This is a genomic window from Variovorax boronicumulans NBRC 103145, from assembly GCF_001591345.1.
Taxonomy (GTDB): Bacteria; Pseudomonadota; Gammaproteobacteria; order Burkholderiales; family Burkholderiaceae_C; genus Variovorax; species Variovorax boronicumulans.
The window spans coordinates 1-14488 of sequence record NZ_BCUS01000140.1 but is presented as its reverse complement, the minus strand read 5'-3'; the positions used below and the strand labels follow the sequence as shown (position 1 = coordinate 14488).

The 14488-nt window shown below is 69.1% G+C and carries 13 protein-coding genes; 3 read left to right on the top strand and 10 right to left on the bottom strand.

Going from position 1 to position 14488, the window contains the following annotated elements; translation table 11 throughout:
• The 8 genes from VBO01S_RS27405 to VBO01S_RS27370 form a co-directional block, all read right to left on the bottom strand.
• Nucleotides 1-444, bottom strand: a 444-nt coding sequence (locus VBO01S_RS27405; RefSeq protein WP_157627470.1) for an IclR family transcriptional regulator, incomplete at its 3' end; no start/stop codon positions are given.
• A gap of 133 nt (nucleotides 445-577) precedes the next feature.
• Complete coding sequence (locus VBO01S_RS27400; RefSeq protein ID WP_062481295.1) at nucleotides 578-1417, bottom strand: phytanoyl-CoA dioxygenase family protein; 840 nt, start codon at nucleotides 1415-1417, stop codon at nucleotides 578-580.
• A 70-nt stretch (nucleotides 1418-1487) separates the two neighbouring features.
• The gene (hutU, locus tag VBO01S_RS27395) at nucleotides 1488-3215 is read right to left on the bottom strand and encodes a urocanate hydratase (RefSeq protein WP_062481293.1); all 1728 of its coding nucleotides are present in this window, start codon (nucleotides 3213-3215) and stop codon (nucleotides 1488-1490) included.
• A 37-nt stretch (nucleotides 3216-3252) separates the two neighbouring features.
• Complete coding sequence (gene hutH / locus VBO01S_RS27390; protein ID WP_062481291.1) at nucleotides 3253-4815, bottom strand: histidine ammonia-lyase; 1563 nt, start codon at nucleotides 4813-4815, stop codon at nucleotides 3253-3255.
• Between the two features lie 69 nt (nucleotides 4816-4884).
• Nucleotides 4885-5622 carry a histidine utilization transcriptional repressor HutC gene (gene hutC, locus VBO01S_RS27385; RefSeq protein ID WP_062481289.1) on the bottom strand — a complete coding sequence of 246 codons (738 nt, stop codon included), beginning with the start codon at nucleotides 5620-5622 and terminating at the stop codon, nucleotides 4885-4887.
• A 7-nt stretch (nucleotides 5623-5629) separates the two neighbouring features.
• Nucleotides 5630-6424: an ABC transporter ATP-binding protein gene (locus VBO01S_RS27380; protein WP_062481286.1), complete on the bottom strand. Its 795-nt coding sequence runs from the start codon at nucleotides 6422-6424 to the stop codon at nucleotides 5630-5632.
• Entirely contained in the window at nucleotides 6409-7254 is an 846-nt protein-coding gene (locus VBO01S_RS27375) for an ABC transporter permease (RefSeq protein ID WP_370681937.1), read from the bottom strand. Before VBO01S_RS27375 ends, VBO01S_RS27380 begins: the two co-directional genes overlap by 16 nt.
• Before the next feature lie 13 nt (nucleotides 7255-7267).
• Entirely contained in the window at nucleotides 7268-8236 is a 969-nt protein-coding gene (locus VBO01S_RS27370; RefSeq protein ID WP_062481284.1) for an ABC transporter substrate-binding protein, read from the bottom strand.
• Between the two features lie 305 nt (nucleotides 8237-8541).
• Between VBO01S_RS27370 and recQ the strand changes: the two genes are divergently transcribed.
• Nucleotides 8542-10452, top strand: a complete 1911-nt coding sequence (recQ, locus tag VBO01S_RS27365; protein WP_174543703.1) for a DNA helicase RecQ — start codon at nucleotides 8542-8544, stop codon at nucleotides 10450-10452.
• 10 nt (nucleotides 10453-10462) lie between these two features.
• Here recQ and VBO01S_RS27360 read toward each other — a convergent pair whose 3' ends face one another.
• Nucleotides 10463-11365 carry a LysR family transcriptional regulator gene (locus VBO01S_RS27360; RefSeq protein WP_062481283.1) on the bottom strand — a complete coding sequence of 301 codons (903 nt, stop codon included), beginning with the start codon at nucleotides 11363-11365 and terminating at the stop codon, nucleotides 10463-10465.
• Nucleotides 11366-11486: 121 nt separating this feature from the next.
• Here VBO01S_RS27360 and VBO01S_RS27355 point away from each other — a divergent pair, with 121 nt between their 5' ends.
• Nucleotides 11487-12716: an alpha-hydroxy acid oxidase gene (locus tag VBO01S_RS27355; RefSeq protein WP_062481297.1), complete on the top strand. Its 1230-nt coding sequence runs from the start codon at nucleotides 11487-11489 to the stop codon at nucleotides 12714-12716.
• 70 nt (nucleotides 12717-12786) lie between these two features.
• Nucleotides 12787-13737, top strand: a complete 951-nt coding sequence (locus tag VBO01S_RS27350; RefSeq protein ID WP_174543704.1) for a tripartite tricarboxylate transporter substrate binding protein BugE — start codon at nucleotides 12787-12789, stop codon at nucleotides 13735-13737.
• A 16-nt stretch (nucleotides 13738-13753) separates the two neighbouring features.
• Here VBO01S_RS27350 and VBO01S_RS27345 read toward each other — a convergent pair.
• The coding region (locus VBO01S_RS27345) for a xylulokinase (RefSeq protein WP_255221215.1) at nucleotides 13754-14488 on the bottom strand (735 nt) is incomplete at its 5' end.

Here is a 14488-nt window from a genome sequence, read left to right as displayed (position 1 = left end):
GTGGGCCAGCAGGCACTTGGCGCTGGCGCCGTCGCGCGCGGGCACGCTGCGGCCGCGGTCGAAGGAGCAGCGCAGCGACTGTTCGCTGTCGATCATCTCCAGGCACACGACGCGCTCGTTCACCAGGGTGACGAGCGCCACGCTCTCGTGGCTTTGCTGCGCCAGCACGCGCATGTCGGCGCGCGCGGCCATCACGAGGTCGGAGTTGCCGTCGAAGCCGCTGGCCAGCTGCACGCTCACCGGCCCCGGCGAGTAGCGGCCCTCGGACTCCATCACGAAGCCCCAGCGGCGCAAGGTGGCGACCTGGCGGTACAGCGTGCTCTGCGACAGGCCGGTGGCCTGCACCAGCTCGGCCGCCGTCATCGCCGCCTTGCTTTGCGCCAGCACCGACAGCACGAACAGCGCGCGGTCGTTGTGGGCGGGAGCTTCAAGGGGGGTCGTCATCGGGGGCAATCGCTGGGCGGTCGAAAGTGGATGCGGCGTGCAGTATCTTGCTCGCCGTTCTCACGACCAAGCCCGAATTCCCACTCGATGGGAATGAGCGCGTTTTTTCTTTCTACCTTCGTCTTACCGAGGCTCAGCGCACCAGCAGCGGAAAGAGCGGATCGTCCATCGGCGCGCCGGCCGGCAGGCGCTCGGCCAGGCCCGGGAAATCGGGCGAGGTCTTCCAGCTGCGCGGGGCGTGGCGGATGTCGTCGCCCAGGAAGCGCACCGAGAACACGCGGCGCCGGTTCGGCCCCTCGACGCCGGCCGCCGCATGCAGCGTGAGCATGTGGAAGCAGACGAAGTCGCCGGGCTCGATGTCCCAGCCGACGATGGGGAAGCGCTCGCGCGCGCCCTCGATGTCGGGCAGGTCGTCGAGGCTGCCTTCGGGGAACCACTTGGCGTGGTTGTCCATGAAGGTGCGCGGCATGAGCCACGGCCCCTTGTGGGAGCCGGCCACGAACTCGAGCGTGGCGGCACGCGACACCGGATCGACCGGAATCCACATGCTGACGTTCTGCATGCCCTCGATGTTGTAGTAGGGCTGGTCCTGGTGCCACGGCGTGCGCTGGCGCGTGCCGGGTTCCTTCACGAGCAGGTGGTCGTGGTACAGGCGCACGGTGTCCGAGCCCATGAGCCGCTGCGCGAGGGGCGCCAGCGGTGCCTCTCTGATGAAGCGGCCGAAGGCGTCGATCTCCTGCCAGTTGCAGAAGTCCTCGAAGAAGCGGCCCGGGTCGTCGGGCCGGCTCGCGACCTTGGCACGCGGGCTGGGCGCCGCCAGGTTCGCCTCGATGCCGTCACGCAGCAGCGCGAGTTCGTCGGCCGTGAGCAGCTGGCGGATGCAGACCGCGCCATCGCGCTGGAACTGCGCCACCAGCGCGTCGTCCACGCGTTCGCGCACGCGGCGCTGCAGGTCGCAAGCATCGAGGGTCATCGTCGGGTCTCCTTCGTGTGTCGGGTGTCGGTGACCCGCTTTTTTACTTCACCTGCGGCGCCTGCCGGCCTTACTTGATCATCGGCAGCTTCAGGCCCTGCTTCTTCGCCGTGGCCACGGCGATGTCGTAGCCCGCATCGGCATGGCGCATGACGCCGGTCGCCGGGTCGTTGAAGAGCACGCGCCCGATGCGCTTGGCCGCGGCGTCGGTGCCGTCGCACACGATCACCACGCCCGAGTGCTGCGAGTAGCCCATGCCCACGCCGCCGCCGTGGTGCAGGCTGACCCAGGTCGCGCCGCCGGCCGTGTTGAGCAGGGCGTTGAGCAGCGGCCAGTCGGAGACGGCATCGGTGCCGTCCTTCATGGCTTCGGTCTCGCGGTTCGGGCTGGCGACCGAGCCGGTGTCCAGGTGGTCGCGGCCGATGACGATCGGGCCCTTGAGCTCGCCGTTCTTCACCATCTCGTTGAAGGCCAGGCCGGCGATGTGGCGCTCGCCCAGACCGAGCCAGCAGATGCGCGCGGGCAGGCCCTGGAAGGCGATGCGCTCGCGCGCCATGTCGAGCCAGCGGTGCGTGTGGGTGTTCTCGGGGAACAGCTCCTTGATCTTGGCGTCGGTCTTGTAGATGTCTTCCGGATCGCCCGAGAGCGCGACCCAGCGGAACGGGCCCTTGCCTTCGCAGAACAGCGGACGGATGTAGGCCGGCACGAAGCCCGGGAAGTCGAAGGCGTTCTTCACGCCTTCGTCGAACGCGACCTGGCGGATGTTGTTGCCGTAGTCGACCGTGGGAATGCCCATGGCCTGGAAGTCGAGCATGGCCTGCACGTGCACGGCGCACGACTTGGCGGCGGCCTTCTTCAGGGCGTCGTGTTGCGACGCGTCCTTCATGGCGGCCTGCCACTGCGGCACGGTCCAGCCCGAGGGCAGGTAGCCGTTGATGAGGTCGTGCGCGGAGGTCTGGTCGGTCACGAGGTCGGGCTTGAGGCCACCGGCCTTCGCGCGCTTGACCAGCTCGGGCAGGATGTCGGCCGCGTTGCCCAGCAGCGCGATCGACACGGCTTCCTTGGCATCGCAGTGCTGCTTGATGAGTTCGAAGGCGTGGTCGATGTCGCGTGCCTGCTTGTCGACGTAGCGCGTGCGCAGGCGGAAGTCGATGCTCGACTGCTGGCACTCGATGTTCAGCGACACCGCGCCGGCCAGCGTGGCCGCGAGCGGCTGCGCGCCGCCCATGCCGCCCAGGCCGGCCGTGAGGATCCACTTGCCCGCGAGGCTGTTGTTGTAGTGCTGGCGGCCGGCTTCGACGAAGGTCTCGAAGGTGCCTTGCACGATGCCCTGGCTGCCGATGTAGATCCAGCTGCCCGCCGTCATCTGGCCGTACATGAAGAGGCCCTGGCGGTCGAGCTCGTTGAAGTGCTCCCAGTTGGCCCACTTCGGCACGAGGTTGGAATTGGCGAGCAGCACGCGTGGTGCATCGGCGTGCGTCTTGAACACGCCCACGGGCTTGCCCGACTGGATGAGCAGCGTCTCGTCGTCTTCCAGTTCCTTCAGCGACGCGAGGATCTGGTCGTAGCAGGCCCAGTCGCGCGCGGCGCGGCCGATTCCGCCGTACACCACGAGGTCCTGCGGGCGCTCGGCCACCTCGGCGTCGAGGTTGTTCTGCAGCATGCGGTACGGCGCTTCGGTGAGCCAGCTCTTGCAGTTGAGCTCGGTGCCGCGCGGGGCGCGGATCACGCGGGTCGGGTCATGGCGCGGATCGGCGCCGGTGGGGGTGTTCAGGGCGAATTTGTCGGGTGCGTTCATGGCGTGGTTCTCCTTGTCGGGTGGCAGTCGGTACGGATCACTTCGAGTGGCTGGGCAGGATGTCGAGCAGCGCGACCGGCAGGTCGGCCGCGAGCGCCCACAGGCGCATGGCTTCGATGTCGGGTGCGAGGTAGCGGTCGGTCTCGAGGAACGCGACCTTCTGGCGGATGCGGGCGAATTCCGCCTCCACCAGCGGCGAACTCTTCAGCTTGCGCTTGAGTTCGATGCCTTGGGCGGCGGCCATCGCTTCGATGCCCACCACCACGGCGGTGTTGTTGACCATGTCGCCCAAGCGGCGCGCCGCGAAGGTGGCCATCGACACGTGGTCTTCCTGGTTGGCCGAGGTCGGCAGGCTGTCGACGCTGGCGGGGTGTGCGTGCGACTTGTTTTCCGAGGCGAGCGCGGCGGCCGTGACCTGCGCGATCATGAAACCGGAATTGAGACCGCCGTCGCGCACCAGGAAGGGCGGCAGGCCCGACAGGCCGCTGTCCAGCAGCAGCGCGAGGCGGCGCTCGGCGATGGCGCCGACTTCGCTCACGGCCAGCGCAATGATGTCGGCCGCGAAGGCGACGGGCTCGGCGTGGAAGTTGCCGCCCGAGATCACCTCGCCGGTGTCGCAGAACACGAGCGGGTTGTCCGATGCGGCATTGGCCTCGATGACCAGCACGCGCGAGGCGTGGGCCAGGTTGTCGAGGCAAGCGCCCATCACCTGCGGGATGCAGCGCACCGAGTACGGGTCCTGCACGCGGCCGCAGTCGGCGTGCGACGGGACGATCTCGCTGCCGTCGAGCAGCGTGCGCACGGCGCCGGCCACGGCGATCTGGCCGGGCTGGCCGCGCGCGGCGTGGATGCGTGCATCGAAAGGCTTGATCGAGCCCTGGATGGCTTCGAGCGACAGCGCGCCCGACATCAGCGCGGCGGCGAACACGTCTTCGGCGCCGAACAGGCCGGCCAGCGCCAGCGCGGTCGACACCTGCGTGCCGTTGAGCAGCGCCAGGCCTTCCTTGGGGCCGAGCACGAAGGGTTCGAGGCCGATGCTGCGCATGGCTTCGGCGCCGCTCACCTTCTTGCCGTCGGCCAGCGTGGCTTCGCCTTCGCCGATCAGCACGCAGGCCATGTGGGCCAGCGGCGCGAGGTCGCCCGAGGCGCCGACCGAGCCCTTGCACGGGATGCTGGGCGTGACGCCGGCGTTGAACAGTGCCAGCAGCGCATCGACCAGCGCAGGCCGCACGCCCGAGTGGCCGCGCGCCAGGCTCACGGCCTTGGTCGCGAGGATCATGCGCACCACCGGCGCGGCCAGCGGCTCACCCGTGCCCACGCTGTGCGAGAGCACAAGGTTGCGCTGCAGCTCGGCCAGATGGTCGTTGCCGATGCGCGTGCTCGCGAGCTTGCCGAAGCCGGTGTTGATGCCGTAGACCACCTCGTCGTTCTCGACGATGTGGCGCACCGCGGCCTCGGCCTTGGCCATGCCGTCCTGCACCGACGGGTCGAGCGCAAGGTGCACGCCGCCGGCCTGGATGCGTCGCAGCATCGCAAGGTCGACCTTGCCGGGCGTGAGGGTCAATGTGGCGTGGGAGGTGGCGGTGTGATTGCTTGGCATGTGAACCTGTCTATACAAGTGGTTGCGAGAGAAAACGTGGGCCTCTGAGGGTCGAAAAAAACGGTCTGTCTAGCCGAAGGTCGGGTTGCCGTCGGATTTAAAGCGGCTGCCCAGGCTGTAGCGCGAAGCGGGATGCAGGCAGCGCACCCAGGTCACGGGCGTGTTGCGGATCCAGGTGCGGCGCGTCAGCAGCAGGCAGGGGTCGGTGGGCGCCATCGCGAGCCGCTCGGCCTGTTCGGCGCTGGGCAGCACGGCATCGACGACGTGTTCGATCTGGTCGAAGGGCACGTTGCGCACCAGGTACTCGCTGGGTGGCACGGCCGTGAAGTCCTGCTCGAGAAAGTCGGGCACGACCTGCGGGTTGACATAGCGCTCCTCGAGCTGCACGGGCGTGTCGTTGTCCAGGTGCAGGCAGGCGCTGTGGAACACCGAGTCGCCCGCGCGCAGGTCGAGCCAGGCGGCCACGTCGGGCGAGGCCGCGAGGCGCTCGACCGCGAGCATCTCGCAGCGGTAGTCGTGGCCGCGCTGGCGGATCTCGCTGGCGATGTTGGCGATCTGCAGCAGCGTCGACTGCGGCTTGTTCTCGGCCACGAAGCTGCCGACGCCGGCCACGCGCACGATGCGCCCCTGCTCCATGAGTTCGCGCAGGGCGCGGTTCACGGTCATGCGCGCCATGCCGAACTGCGCGACCAGCTCGTTCTCGGAAGGCAGGCGGTGGCCGGGCGGCCACGTGCCGTCCTGGATCTTGCGGGAGATGTGATCCTTGACTTGCGCATAGAGCGCGAGGGACGGCAGGTCGCGTTTCATCGTGCTTTCAATGTTCCGCGGCGGCCATCGACTCGGCGCGGATTTCTTCGGTCAGGCGCGCCTTGATGTCCATGAACTCGGGCGAGGTCTTGATGGTGTAGCTGCGCGGGTGCGGGAAGTCGACCGCGATCTCGGTCTTGATGCGGCCCGGCCGCGCGCTGAACACCGCCACGCGGTTGGCCATGAAGATCGCCTCGTCGATGTCGTGCGTGACGAACAGCACCGTCTTCTGCGCCGACTCCCAGATGCCCAGCAGCAGCTCCTGCATGAGCACGCGGGTCTGATTGTCGAGCGCGCCGAAGGGCTCGTCGAGCAGCAGCATCTTGGGGTCGTTGGCCAGCGCGCGCGCAATGGCCGTGCGCTGCTGCATGCCGCCCGAGAGCTGCTTGGGAAAGTGGTGCTCGAAGCCGCGCAGGCCGACCTTGGCGATGAAGAACTCGCTGCGCTCCTTCTGGTCGGCCTCGCTCATGCCGCGCTCGCGCAGGCCGAAGCGGATGTTCTGCGCCACCGTGAGCCACGGGAAGAGCGTGTAGCTCTGGAACACCACGCCGCGGTCGGCGCCCGGGCCTTCGATGCGCTCGCCGTCGAGCATCACCTGGCCGGTGGTCGGGAAGTCGAGCCCCGCCACGATGCGCAGCAGCGTCGACTTGCCACAGCCCGAAGGGCCGAGGATGGTGACGAAGTCGTTCTCCTTCACCTCGAAGTCGATCGGCTGCAGCGCCTGCGTGCGCTGGCCCTTGGTGCCGGTGAAGACGCGCGAGACGCCTTGAATGGAGAGTTGGTTCTTCACAGTGCAGCCCATGCAAACAGACGGCGATTCATCGCCTTGAAAGCGAAGTCGGACAACAGGCCGATGACGCCGATCACGATGATCCCGAAGATGATCTGCCCGGTGTTCAACAGCGCCTGGCTGTCGGTGATCATGTGGCCGATGCCCGACGAGGAGCCGATCAGTTCCGCCACGATCACGTACGTCCAGGCCCAGCCCAGCACGAGGCGCAGCGTTTCGGCGATGCCCGGCGCGGCGCCCGGAATGAGCACGCGCGCCACGATGCCGCGGCTGTTGGCGCCCAGCGTGTAGGCGGCCTCGACGAGGTCGCGCCGCGCGCCGCCCACGGTGACAGCCACCATCAGCACGATCTGGAAGAACGAGCCGATGAAGATCACCAAGAGCTTCTGCATTTCGCCCAGGCCCGCCCACAGGATGAGCAGCGGAATGAAGGCCGAGGCCGGCAGGTAGCGGCAGAACGACACGAAGGGCTCGAAGAAGGCCTCGACGGTCTTCCAGGTGCCCATGGCCACGCCCAGCGGCACCGCGATGACGGCCGCCAGCAGGAAGCCGCCGAACACGCGCCACACGGTCATGCCGATGTCGCCGATGAAGCCGTACTCGGTGAAGAGCAGCCAGCCCTCCTTGACCATCGTGATCGGGCTGGCCAGGAAGGTGGGCGACACGAAGCCGCCCAGCGTGGCGATGCCCCACACCACCACGAAGAGCACGAAGAAGCCCAGCCCCAGCATCGTGCGCGCGGACGCGCTGATGGGTTCGAGCGGCGCGAACACGCGACGCCGCACGGGAGGCGCGGGCGGCGGCGTCACGGCGCGCGCCGGGGCGGCGGTCATCGGTTGCATCTGCGGCAAGGCCTTACTTGACATAGCTGGCGTCGAAGGTGGCGGCGTAGTCTTCCGGCGCCTTGCGGATCACACCGGCCTCCAGCAGGATGGCCGCGGCTTCCTTCATGAAGCTGGTGAGCTCGCCCGCGAAGAACTTCTGGTTGGCGGCCTTGTCCTGCCAGCGCAGGTAGGCCGACGACTTGGCGAACTGCTCGCCGCTTTGCTTGACGGCCGAGCCCATGAGCTCGTTGGCCTTGGCAGGGTCGGCCTTGATCATGTCCAGCGCGTCGAAGTACGACTTGGTGAGCGCGGCGGCGGCCTTGGCGTTGGCCTTGAGCCAGGTGGGCGCGCAGCCGACGGTGTCCATCACCATCGGGTAGTCGAGCGTGGTGGCCAGGATCTTGCCGGCGGCGGGGTTGGCGCGCACGGTCGAGAGGTAGGGCTCGTAGGTCATGGCGGCGTCGTTCTGGCCGGCCACGAAGGCTTGCGCGGCGGGCTGCGGCTCGAGCGAGACCACCTTCACGTCCTTCAGGCTCATGCCGTTCTTGCTGAGCATCCAGGCCAGGCCGAAGTACGGCGCGGTGCCCGGGGCGCTCACGCCGATGCTCTTGCCCTTGAGGTCGGAGAAACTCTTCACGTCGTTGCGCACGGCCAGGCCGTCGGCGCCGTAGGACTTGTCCATCTGGAAGATCTGCACGATCGGCACGCCGTTGGCGTTCCAGGCCACGTGCGTCTCCACCGTGGTGGCCGCGCACTGGATCGCGCCGGAGGCCAGCGCCAGGTGGCGGTCCTTCTGCGGGATCATCTTCAGTTCGACGTCCAGCCCGTTCTTCTTGAAGATGCCGGCCTTGTCGGCCAGCGACAGCGGCGCAAAGCCGGTCCAGCCGGACATGCCGAGCGAGATCTTCGTGTCCTGGGCGGCGGCCGTTCCGGCCATGCCCGCTGCACATGCACCTGCTGCCAGCAGCGAAGCGACTTTCACAACTACCGTCTTGACCATGGGGACTCCTGGTTCCATTTTTTGAGAGAGGTGACTCGGCGATACATGCCCGGGGGATATGGGCAGCACGCCTCGCATTGTTGCCAGGCGCCCCAACTTGTATATACAGGATAACCCGAAAGTCCTGTTTTGGTGCATCTCCGAGAGAAATTCCCCAGTTTGCTGTCTAGACAAGAGGGTGCCGGGACGGGGTTCACCATTGCAAACGCCGTGCCACAGTCATATCGGAGCCGCTGGGGGACAATCGGCGTCCGCCCCGGCTCCGGCCCTTTTCTCCCCCTCTCCCGCCCTTCGCACCCCCGCCTGTGTCTTCCCTCGCTCCCCGCCCCTTCGACGCCACCAGCGACGGCAGCAGCCCCGGCAGCGCGGCCCCCGCCGACATCCTTCACGACGTGTTCGGCTACGCGCGCTTTCGCGGGGCCCAGCAGGACATCGTGGAGCACGTGGTGGGCGGCGGCGACGCGCTGGTGCTGATGCCCACGGGCGGCGGCAAGTCGCTGTGCTACCAGATTCCGGCCATCGCGCGGCAGCGCGCGGGGCGCGGCGTGGCGGTGGTGGTGTCGCCGCTGATCGCGCTGATGCACGACCAGGTCGGCGCGCTGCATGAGGCGGGGGTGAGCGCGGCCTTCCTCAATTCCACGCTCGACTGGGAGCAGACGCAGGACGTGGAGCGCCGCATGCTGCGCGGCGAGATCACGCTGCTGTACGCGGCGCCCGAGCGCGTGAACACGCCGCGCTTTCTGTCGCAGCTCGATTCGCTGAACGAACGCGGCAAGCTCTCGCTGTTCGCCATCGACGAGGCGCATTGCGTGAGCCAGTGGGGCCACGACTTCCGCCCCGAGTACCGCGCGCTCACCGTGCTGCACGAGCGCTACCCGGGCGTGCCGCGCATCGCGCTCACGGCCACGGCCGACGACCTCACGCGCGCCGACATCGTCGAACGGCTGCAGTTGGAAGAAGCGCGCCAGTTCGTCTCCAGCTTCGACCGGCCGAACATCCGCTACACCATCGTCGAGAAGAAAGACGCCACCACGCAGCTGCTGCGCTTCATCGAGCGCGAGCACGAGGGCGATGCGGGCGTGGTCTATTGCCAGTCGCGCAAGCGCGTGGAAGACCTCGCGACGACGCTGCAGGGCGCCGGCATCAACGCGCTGCCGTACCACGCGGGCCTGGACGCCGCGGTGCGCCAGAAGCACCAGGACCGCTTCCTGCGCGAAGAAGGCATCGTGATGGTCGCGACCATCGCCTTCGGCATGGGCATCGACAAGCCCGACGTGCGCTTCGTCGGCCACGTCGACATGCCCAAGAACATCGAGGGCTACTACCAGGAAACCGGCCGCGCGGGCCGCGACGGCGCCCCCGCCGACGCCTGGATGGCCTACGGCCTGAACGACGTGGTGAACCAGCGCCGCATGATCGACGAAAGCCCGGCCGGCGAAGAGTTCAAGCAGGTGATGCGCGGCAAGCTCGACGCCCTGCTCTCGCTGGCCGAGGCCAGCGACTGCCGGCGCGTGCGGCTGCTCGGCTACTTCGGCGAGAAGAGCACGCCCTGCGGCAACTGCGACAACTGCCTGAACCCGCCGCAGGTGTGGGACGGCACCGATGCCGCGCGCAAGCTGCTGAGCACCATCTACCGCGTGCAGCAGCTCAGCGGCATCAGCTTCGGCGCGGGCCACATCATGGACATCCTGCGCGGCAAGGCGACCGAGAAGGTCAAGCAGTTCGGCCACGAGCGCATCAGCACCTTCGGCATCGGCGCGGAGTTCAGCGAGGTGGCGCTGCGCGGCGTGCTGCGCCAGCTGATCGCCACCGGCGCGCTGGCGGTGGACGCCGAGGCGTTCAACACGCTGAAGCTCACCGAGGGCTCGCGCGCGGTGCTCAAGGGCGAGACCTCGGTGTCGCTGCGCGAGTCGGTATCGTCACCGGCCGAGCGCAAGCCCCGGCGCGAGAAGGCCGCCAAGGGCGCACCGTCGCCGGCGGCCGCCTCGCTGGACGACGTGGGCAAGAAGCGCTTCGAGGCGCTCAAGGCCTGGCGCGCCGAGGTGGCCAAGGAACACAACCTGCCGGCCTACGTGATCTTCCACGACGCCACGCTGGCCGCCATTGCCGAGCGCGCGCCCGCGACGCTCGAAGACCTGCAGGGCATCAGCGGCATCGGCACGAAGAAGCTCGAGGCCTACGGCGCCGAGGTGCTTCGCGTGTGCGAAGCCTTCTAACGCCCTCCACCTAGAGCAGGCGCGCGGCCTTCGAGAAATCGATGGACGCGAGCACCGCGGCGCGCATGGCCGTCAGCAGATGGCGCTCGTCGTTGCTGCGCTTCTGGAAGGTGTAGGTCAGCGCGGGCAAGGCCTGGCGGGTCTTCAGGATGCGCAGGTCGCCGCGGCGCGACAGCAGGCGCGCCCAGCCTTCCGGCAGGAACCCGACACCGATCCCCTCGATCAGCAGGCCGGCGACGGCGCCCCAGCTGTTGCAGCTGAGGCGGTGCGGCGCCTCGAGGTTCTCGGCCATGAGCCATTCGTCAAGCAGGCGGCTGGTGCCCGCGCCGGTCGGCAGCGTCACGATGGGATGCTGCGCGAGCAGCGGCGCGCCGAGGGTCGTGGTCTTGCCCGCCAGCGCGGGCGCGGCCACCCACACGAAATGCGCCTGGCCCACGGTGTGCGACGAGATCAGCCCGTGGTGCGGTGAGCGCCCGGCGATCACCGCGCAGTCGAGCTCGCCGTTGCGAAGGCGCTCGTCCAGCGCCGAGCCGAAGTTGACGTGCGGCTCCAGGCGCAGGTCCGGCAGGTGCCGTCCCACGTGCGCGACGAGCTGGGGCAGCCAGGTCAGCGCGCTCAGTTCGCCGATGCCGAAGGTGCAACGGCCGCCGAGGCTGGCGGGCGCGCCGATCGACCGCTTCGTTTCGTCGGCCGCCAGCAGCAGCGCGGCGGCGCGCGGCAGGAAACGCTCGCCCGCGTCCGTGAGCGTGGCCCGCTGCCCGGCGCGGTCGAACAGCGGCGCGCCGAGCGACACCTCCAGCTCGGCCAGGCGCTTGGACAGCGACGAGGTCGACAGGTGCAGCCGCTGCGCCGCGAGCGCAAAGCTGGCGCAGGTCGCGGCCCAATAGAAGGCCTCCAGTTGCTTCAGCGTCATGCGCCGTCCCCCTCTGTTATTTCGAAAAAAGCGAAATGGCAAATTACCATAAATTCGCTTTTTCAAAACCTTCTGCACGCCTACAGTCCGCGCGGACCGAACGACTGACTGGATGGCGGACATGACTGTTTTCTCGCGTGCCTTCGATGCCCCGCGCACCGCGCCGGCGCAAGCCCCTGCTGCTGCCGCGGCACCACGGCGTCTCGCCGGCATCCTGTCGCTGCAGGACTTCGAGCACGCGGCGAAGCGCCGGCTGCCGCGCCCGCTGTTCGGCTACATCGCCGGCGCGGCGGAAGACAACCGCTCGCTGGACGCCAACCGCGCCGCGTTCGACGCGCACGACTTCCTGCCCCGGGTGCTGGTCGATGTCTCCCGGCGCTCGCAGGAGGTCACGCTGTTCGGCCAGCGCTACGCGTCGCCCTTCGGGATCGCGCCGGTCGGCATCAGTGCGCTGTCGGCCTACCGCGGCGACCTGGTGCTCGCGCAGGCGGCGCAGGCGGCCGGCATTCCCGCGGTCATGAGCGGCACCTCGCTCATTCCGATGGAAGAAGTGGCCCAGGCCGCGCCCGGCACGTGGTTCCAGGCCTACCTGCCGGGCGATGCGGCGCGCATCGACGGCCTGGTGGCGCGCATTACCGCCGCGGGCTTTCGCCACCTGGTCGTCACGGTCGACATTCCCGTCTGGGCGAACCGCGAAAACAACGTGCGCGCCGGTTTCACGACGCCGCTGCGGCCCAGCCTGCGGCTGGCATGGGACGGCCTCGTGCGGCCGCGCTGGCTGCTCGGCACGCTCGCGCGGACCTTCGTGACGCAGGGCATGCCGCATTTCGAGAACTCGTTCGCCACGCGCGGCGCGCCTCTTTTCTCCAGCACCGCGATCCGCGACACGACCGGCCGCGACCACATCCACTGGGACCACATCGCCCGCATCCGGCAGCAGTGGCGCGGGCCGCTGATCCTGAAGGGCATTCTTCATCCGGCCGATGCGCGGCGCGCGCGCCAGCTCGGCGCCGACGGCCTCATCGTCTCCAACCACGGCGGCCGGCAGCTCGACGGCGCGGCCCCGGCCCTGCGCGCCCTGCCGCAGGTGCTGGACGCCGCGGGCGAGCTGCCTGTGATGGTCGACGGCGGCGTGCGACGCGGCAGCGACGTGCTGAAGGCGCTGGCGCTCGGCGCCAAGGCCGTGTTCGCCGGCCGGCCGTTCATGTACGCCGCCGCCGTGGGCGGCCACGCGGGCGTCACGCACGCGATCCGGCTGCTGCGGGACGAGGTCGACCGGAACATGGCCATGCTCGGCGTCAACGACCCGGGCGAACTCGACGCGAGCTGCCTGATTCCGCGGCGCCCCTGACCTGTTCCCACTCATCCCGCCCATTCCATCAATCCAAGAGGAGGAAGACACCTTGCCCAAAAACCCCACCCTGCTCGCCCTCGCCTGCCTGCTGGCGGCAACCGTGCCCGCCCACGCGCAGGGCTACCCCGACAAGCCCGTCAAGCTGCAGGTGCCGTTCGCGCCGGGCGGCACGACGGACATCATTGCGCGCGTCATCTCCGAGCCTCTGGGCAGGCACCTGGGGCAGAGCGTCATCGTCGAGAACAAGTCGGGCGCGGGCGGCGCGATCGGCGCCGCCGAGACCGCGCGCGCCACGCCCGACGGCTATGCGCTGGGCATCGGCACCGTGTCGACGACGGCGGCCAACCCGGCCATCAACCCCAAGGTGCCGTACAACCCCAAGGCCGACTTCACGCCCATCATCAACCTGGCGGCCACGCCGAATGTCATTGCGGTCCATCCCAGCTTTCCGGCCCGGGACTACAAGGGCTTCATCGAGGTGCTGAAGAAGAACCCGGGCAAGTACGCCTACGCCACCGCAGGCACGGGCAGCATCGGGCACCTGCAGATGGAGCTGTACAAGGGCATGGCCGGCGCGTCCGTCACGCACATTCCCTACCGCGGGTCGGGCCCGGCGCTCAACGACACCGTCGCGGGCCAGGTCGCGATGATCTTCGACAACCTGCCGTCGGCGCTGCCCTTCATCAAGGACCGTCGGCTGATCCCGATCGTCGTGGCGGCGTCCGAGCGCCTGAAGGACCTGCCCGACGTGCCGACCTTCAAGGAGGTCGGCCTCGCGCCGGTGAACCGCATGGCGTACTACGGCATCGTGGGCCCCAAGGGCCTGCCCAAGGACGTGGTGGACAAGGTGCATGCGGCGGCGCGCAAGTCGCTCGAAGAGCCTGCCGTGCGCAGGCGCATCCAGGACACCGGCTCCTTCGTCGTCGGCAACACGCCGCAGGAATTCGCGCAGCAGATCGCCGCCGAGTTCGACGTGTACAAGAAGGTGGTGGACTCCGCCGGACTCACGCCGGACTGAACCGGCGAGCGCCTCGTCAGGCCACCGACGCCCAGACCGGCGCCATCGCGCGGTAGAGCGTGCGGAAGGCCTCGAGCCGGGGCTGGTAGGCCGCGTGCAAAGCGGCGTCGGGCGCCAGCACCTGGCGCACGGCGGGCGCGACGACCACACCCGCCGGGTCTTCGCCCGTGACCGCCAGCCGCGCGAGCCGCGCCGCACCGAAGGCCGGGCCGCGGTCGGCGGATTCATACAGCACCAGCGGCACATCGAGCACCGACGCGATCAGCTGCGCCAGGAAGGCGGAGCGCGCACCGCCGCCGATCAGCGCCAGGCGCTCGGGCCGCGCCGTCTGCGCGCTCAGCGCTTCCAGCCCGTCGGCGAGCGAGAAGGCGATGCCTTCGCAGACCGCCTGCATCAAATCGGCGCGCGTGGTGGCGCCCGACAGGCCGACGATCGCGCCGCGCGCGAAGGGGTTGTTGTGCGGCGTGCGTTCGCCGAACAGGTAGGGCAGCGCCAGCAGGCGCGACGGCCCGGTGTACGCGGCCTCGACCTCTGCCAGCAGCTCGCCGACCGATGCACCGCCGGTGCACGACGCCAGCGCCGCGAGCGGGCTCGCGCCGTTGAGCAGCGCCGCCATGCGGTACCAGCGCTGCGGCAGCGCGTGGCAGAAGGCGTGCACCAGCCGCTCGGGGTCGGGGCGGTGCGCGGTGTCGGCCACCAGGATCTGCGCCGAGGTACCGAGCGACACGAAGCCGTCGCCCGGCCCGACCAC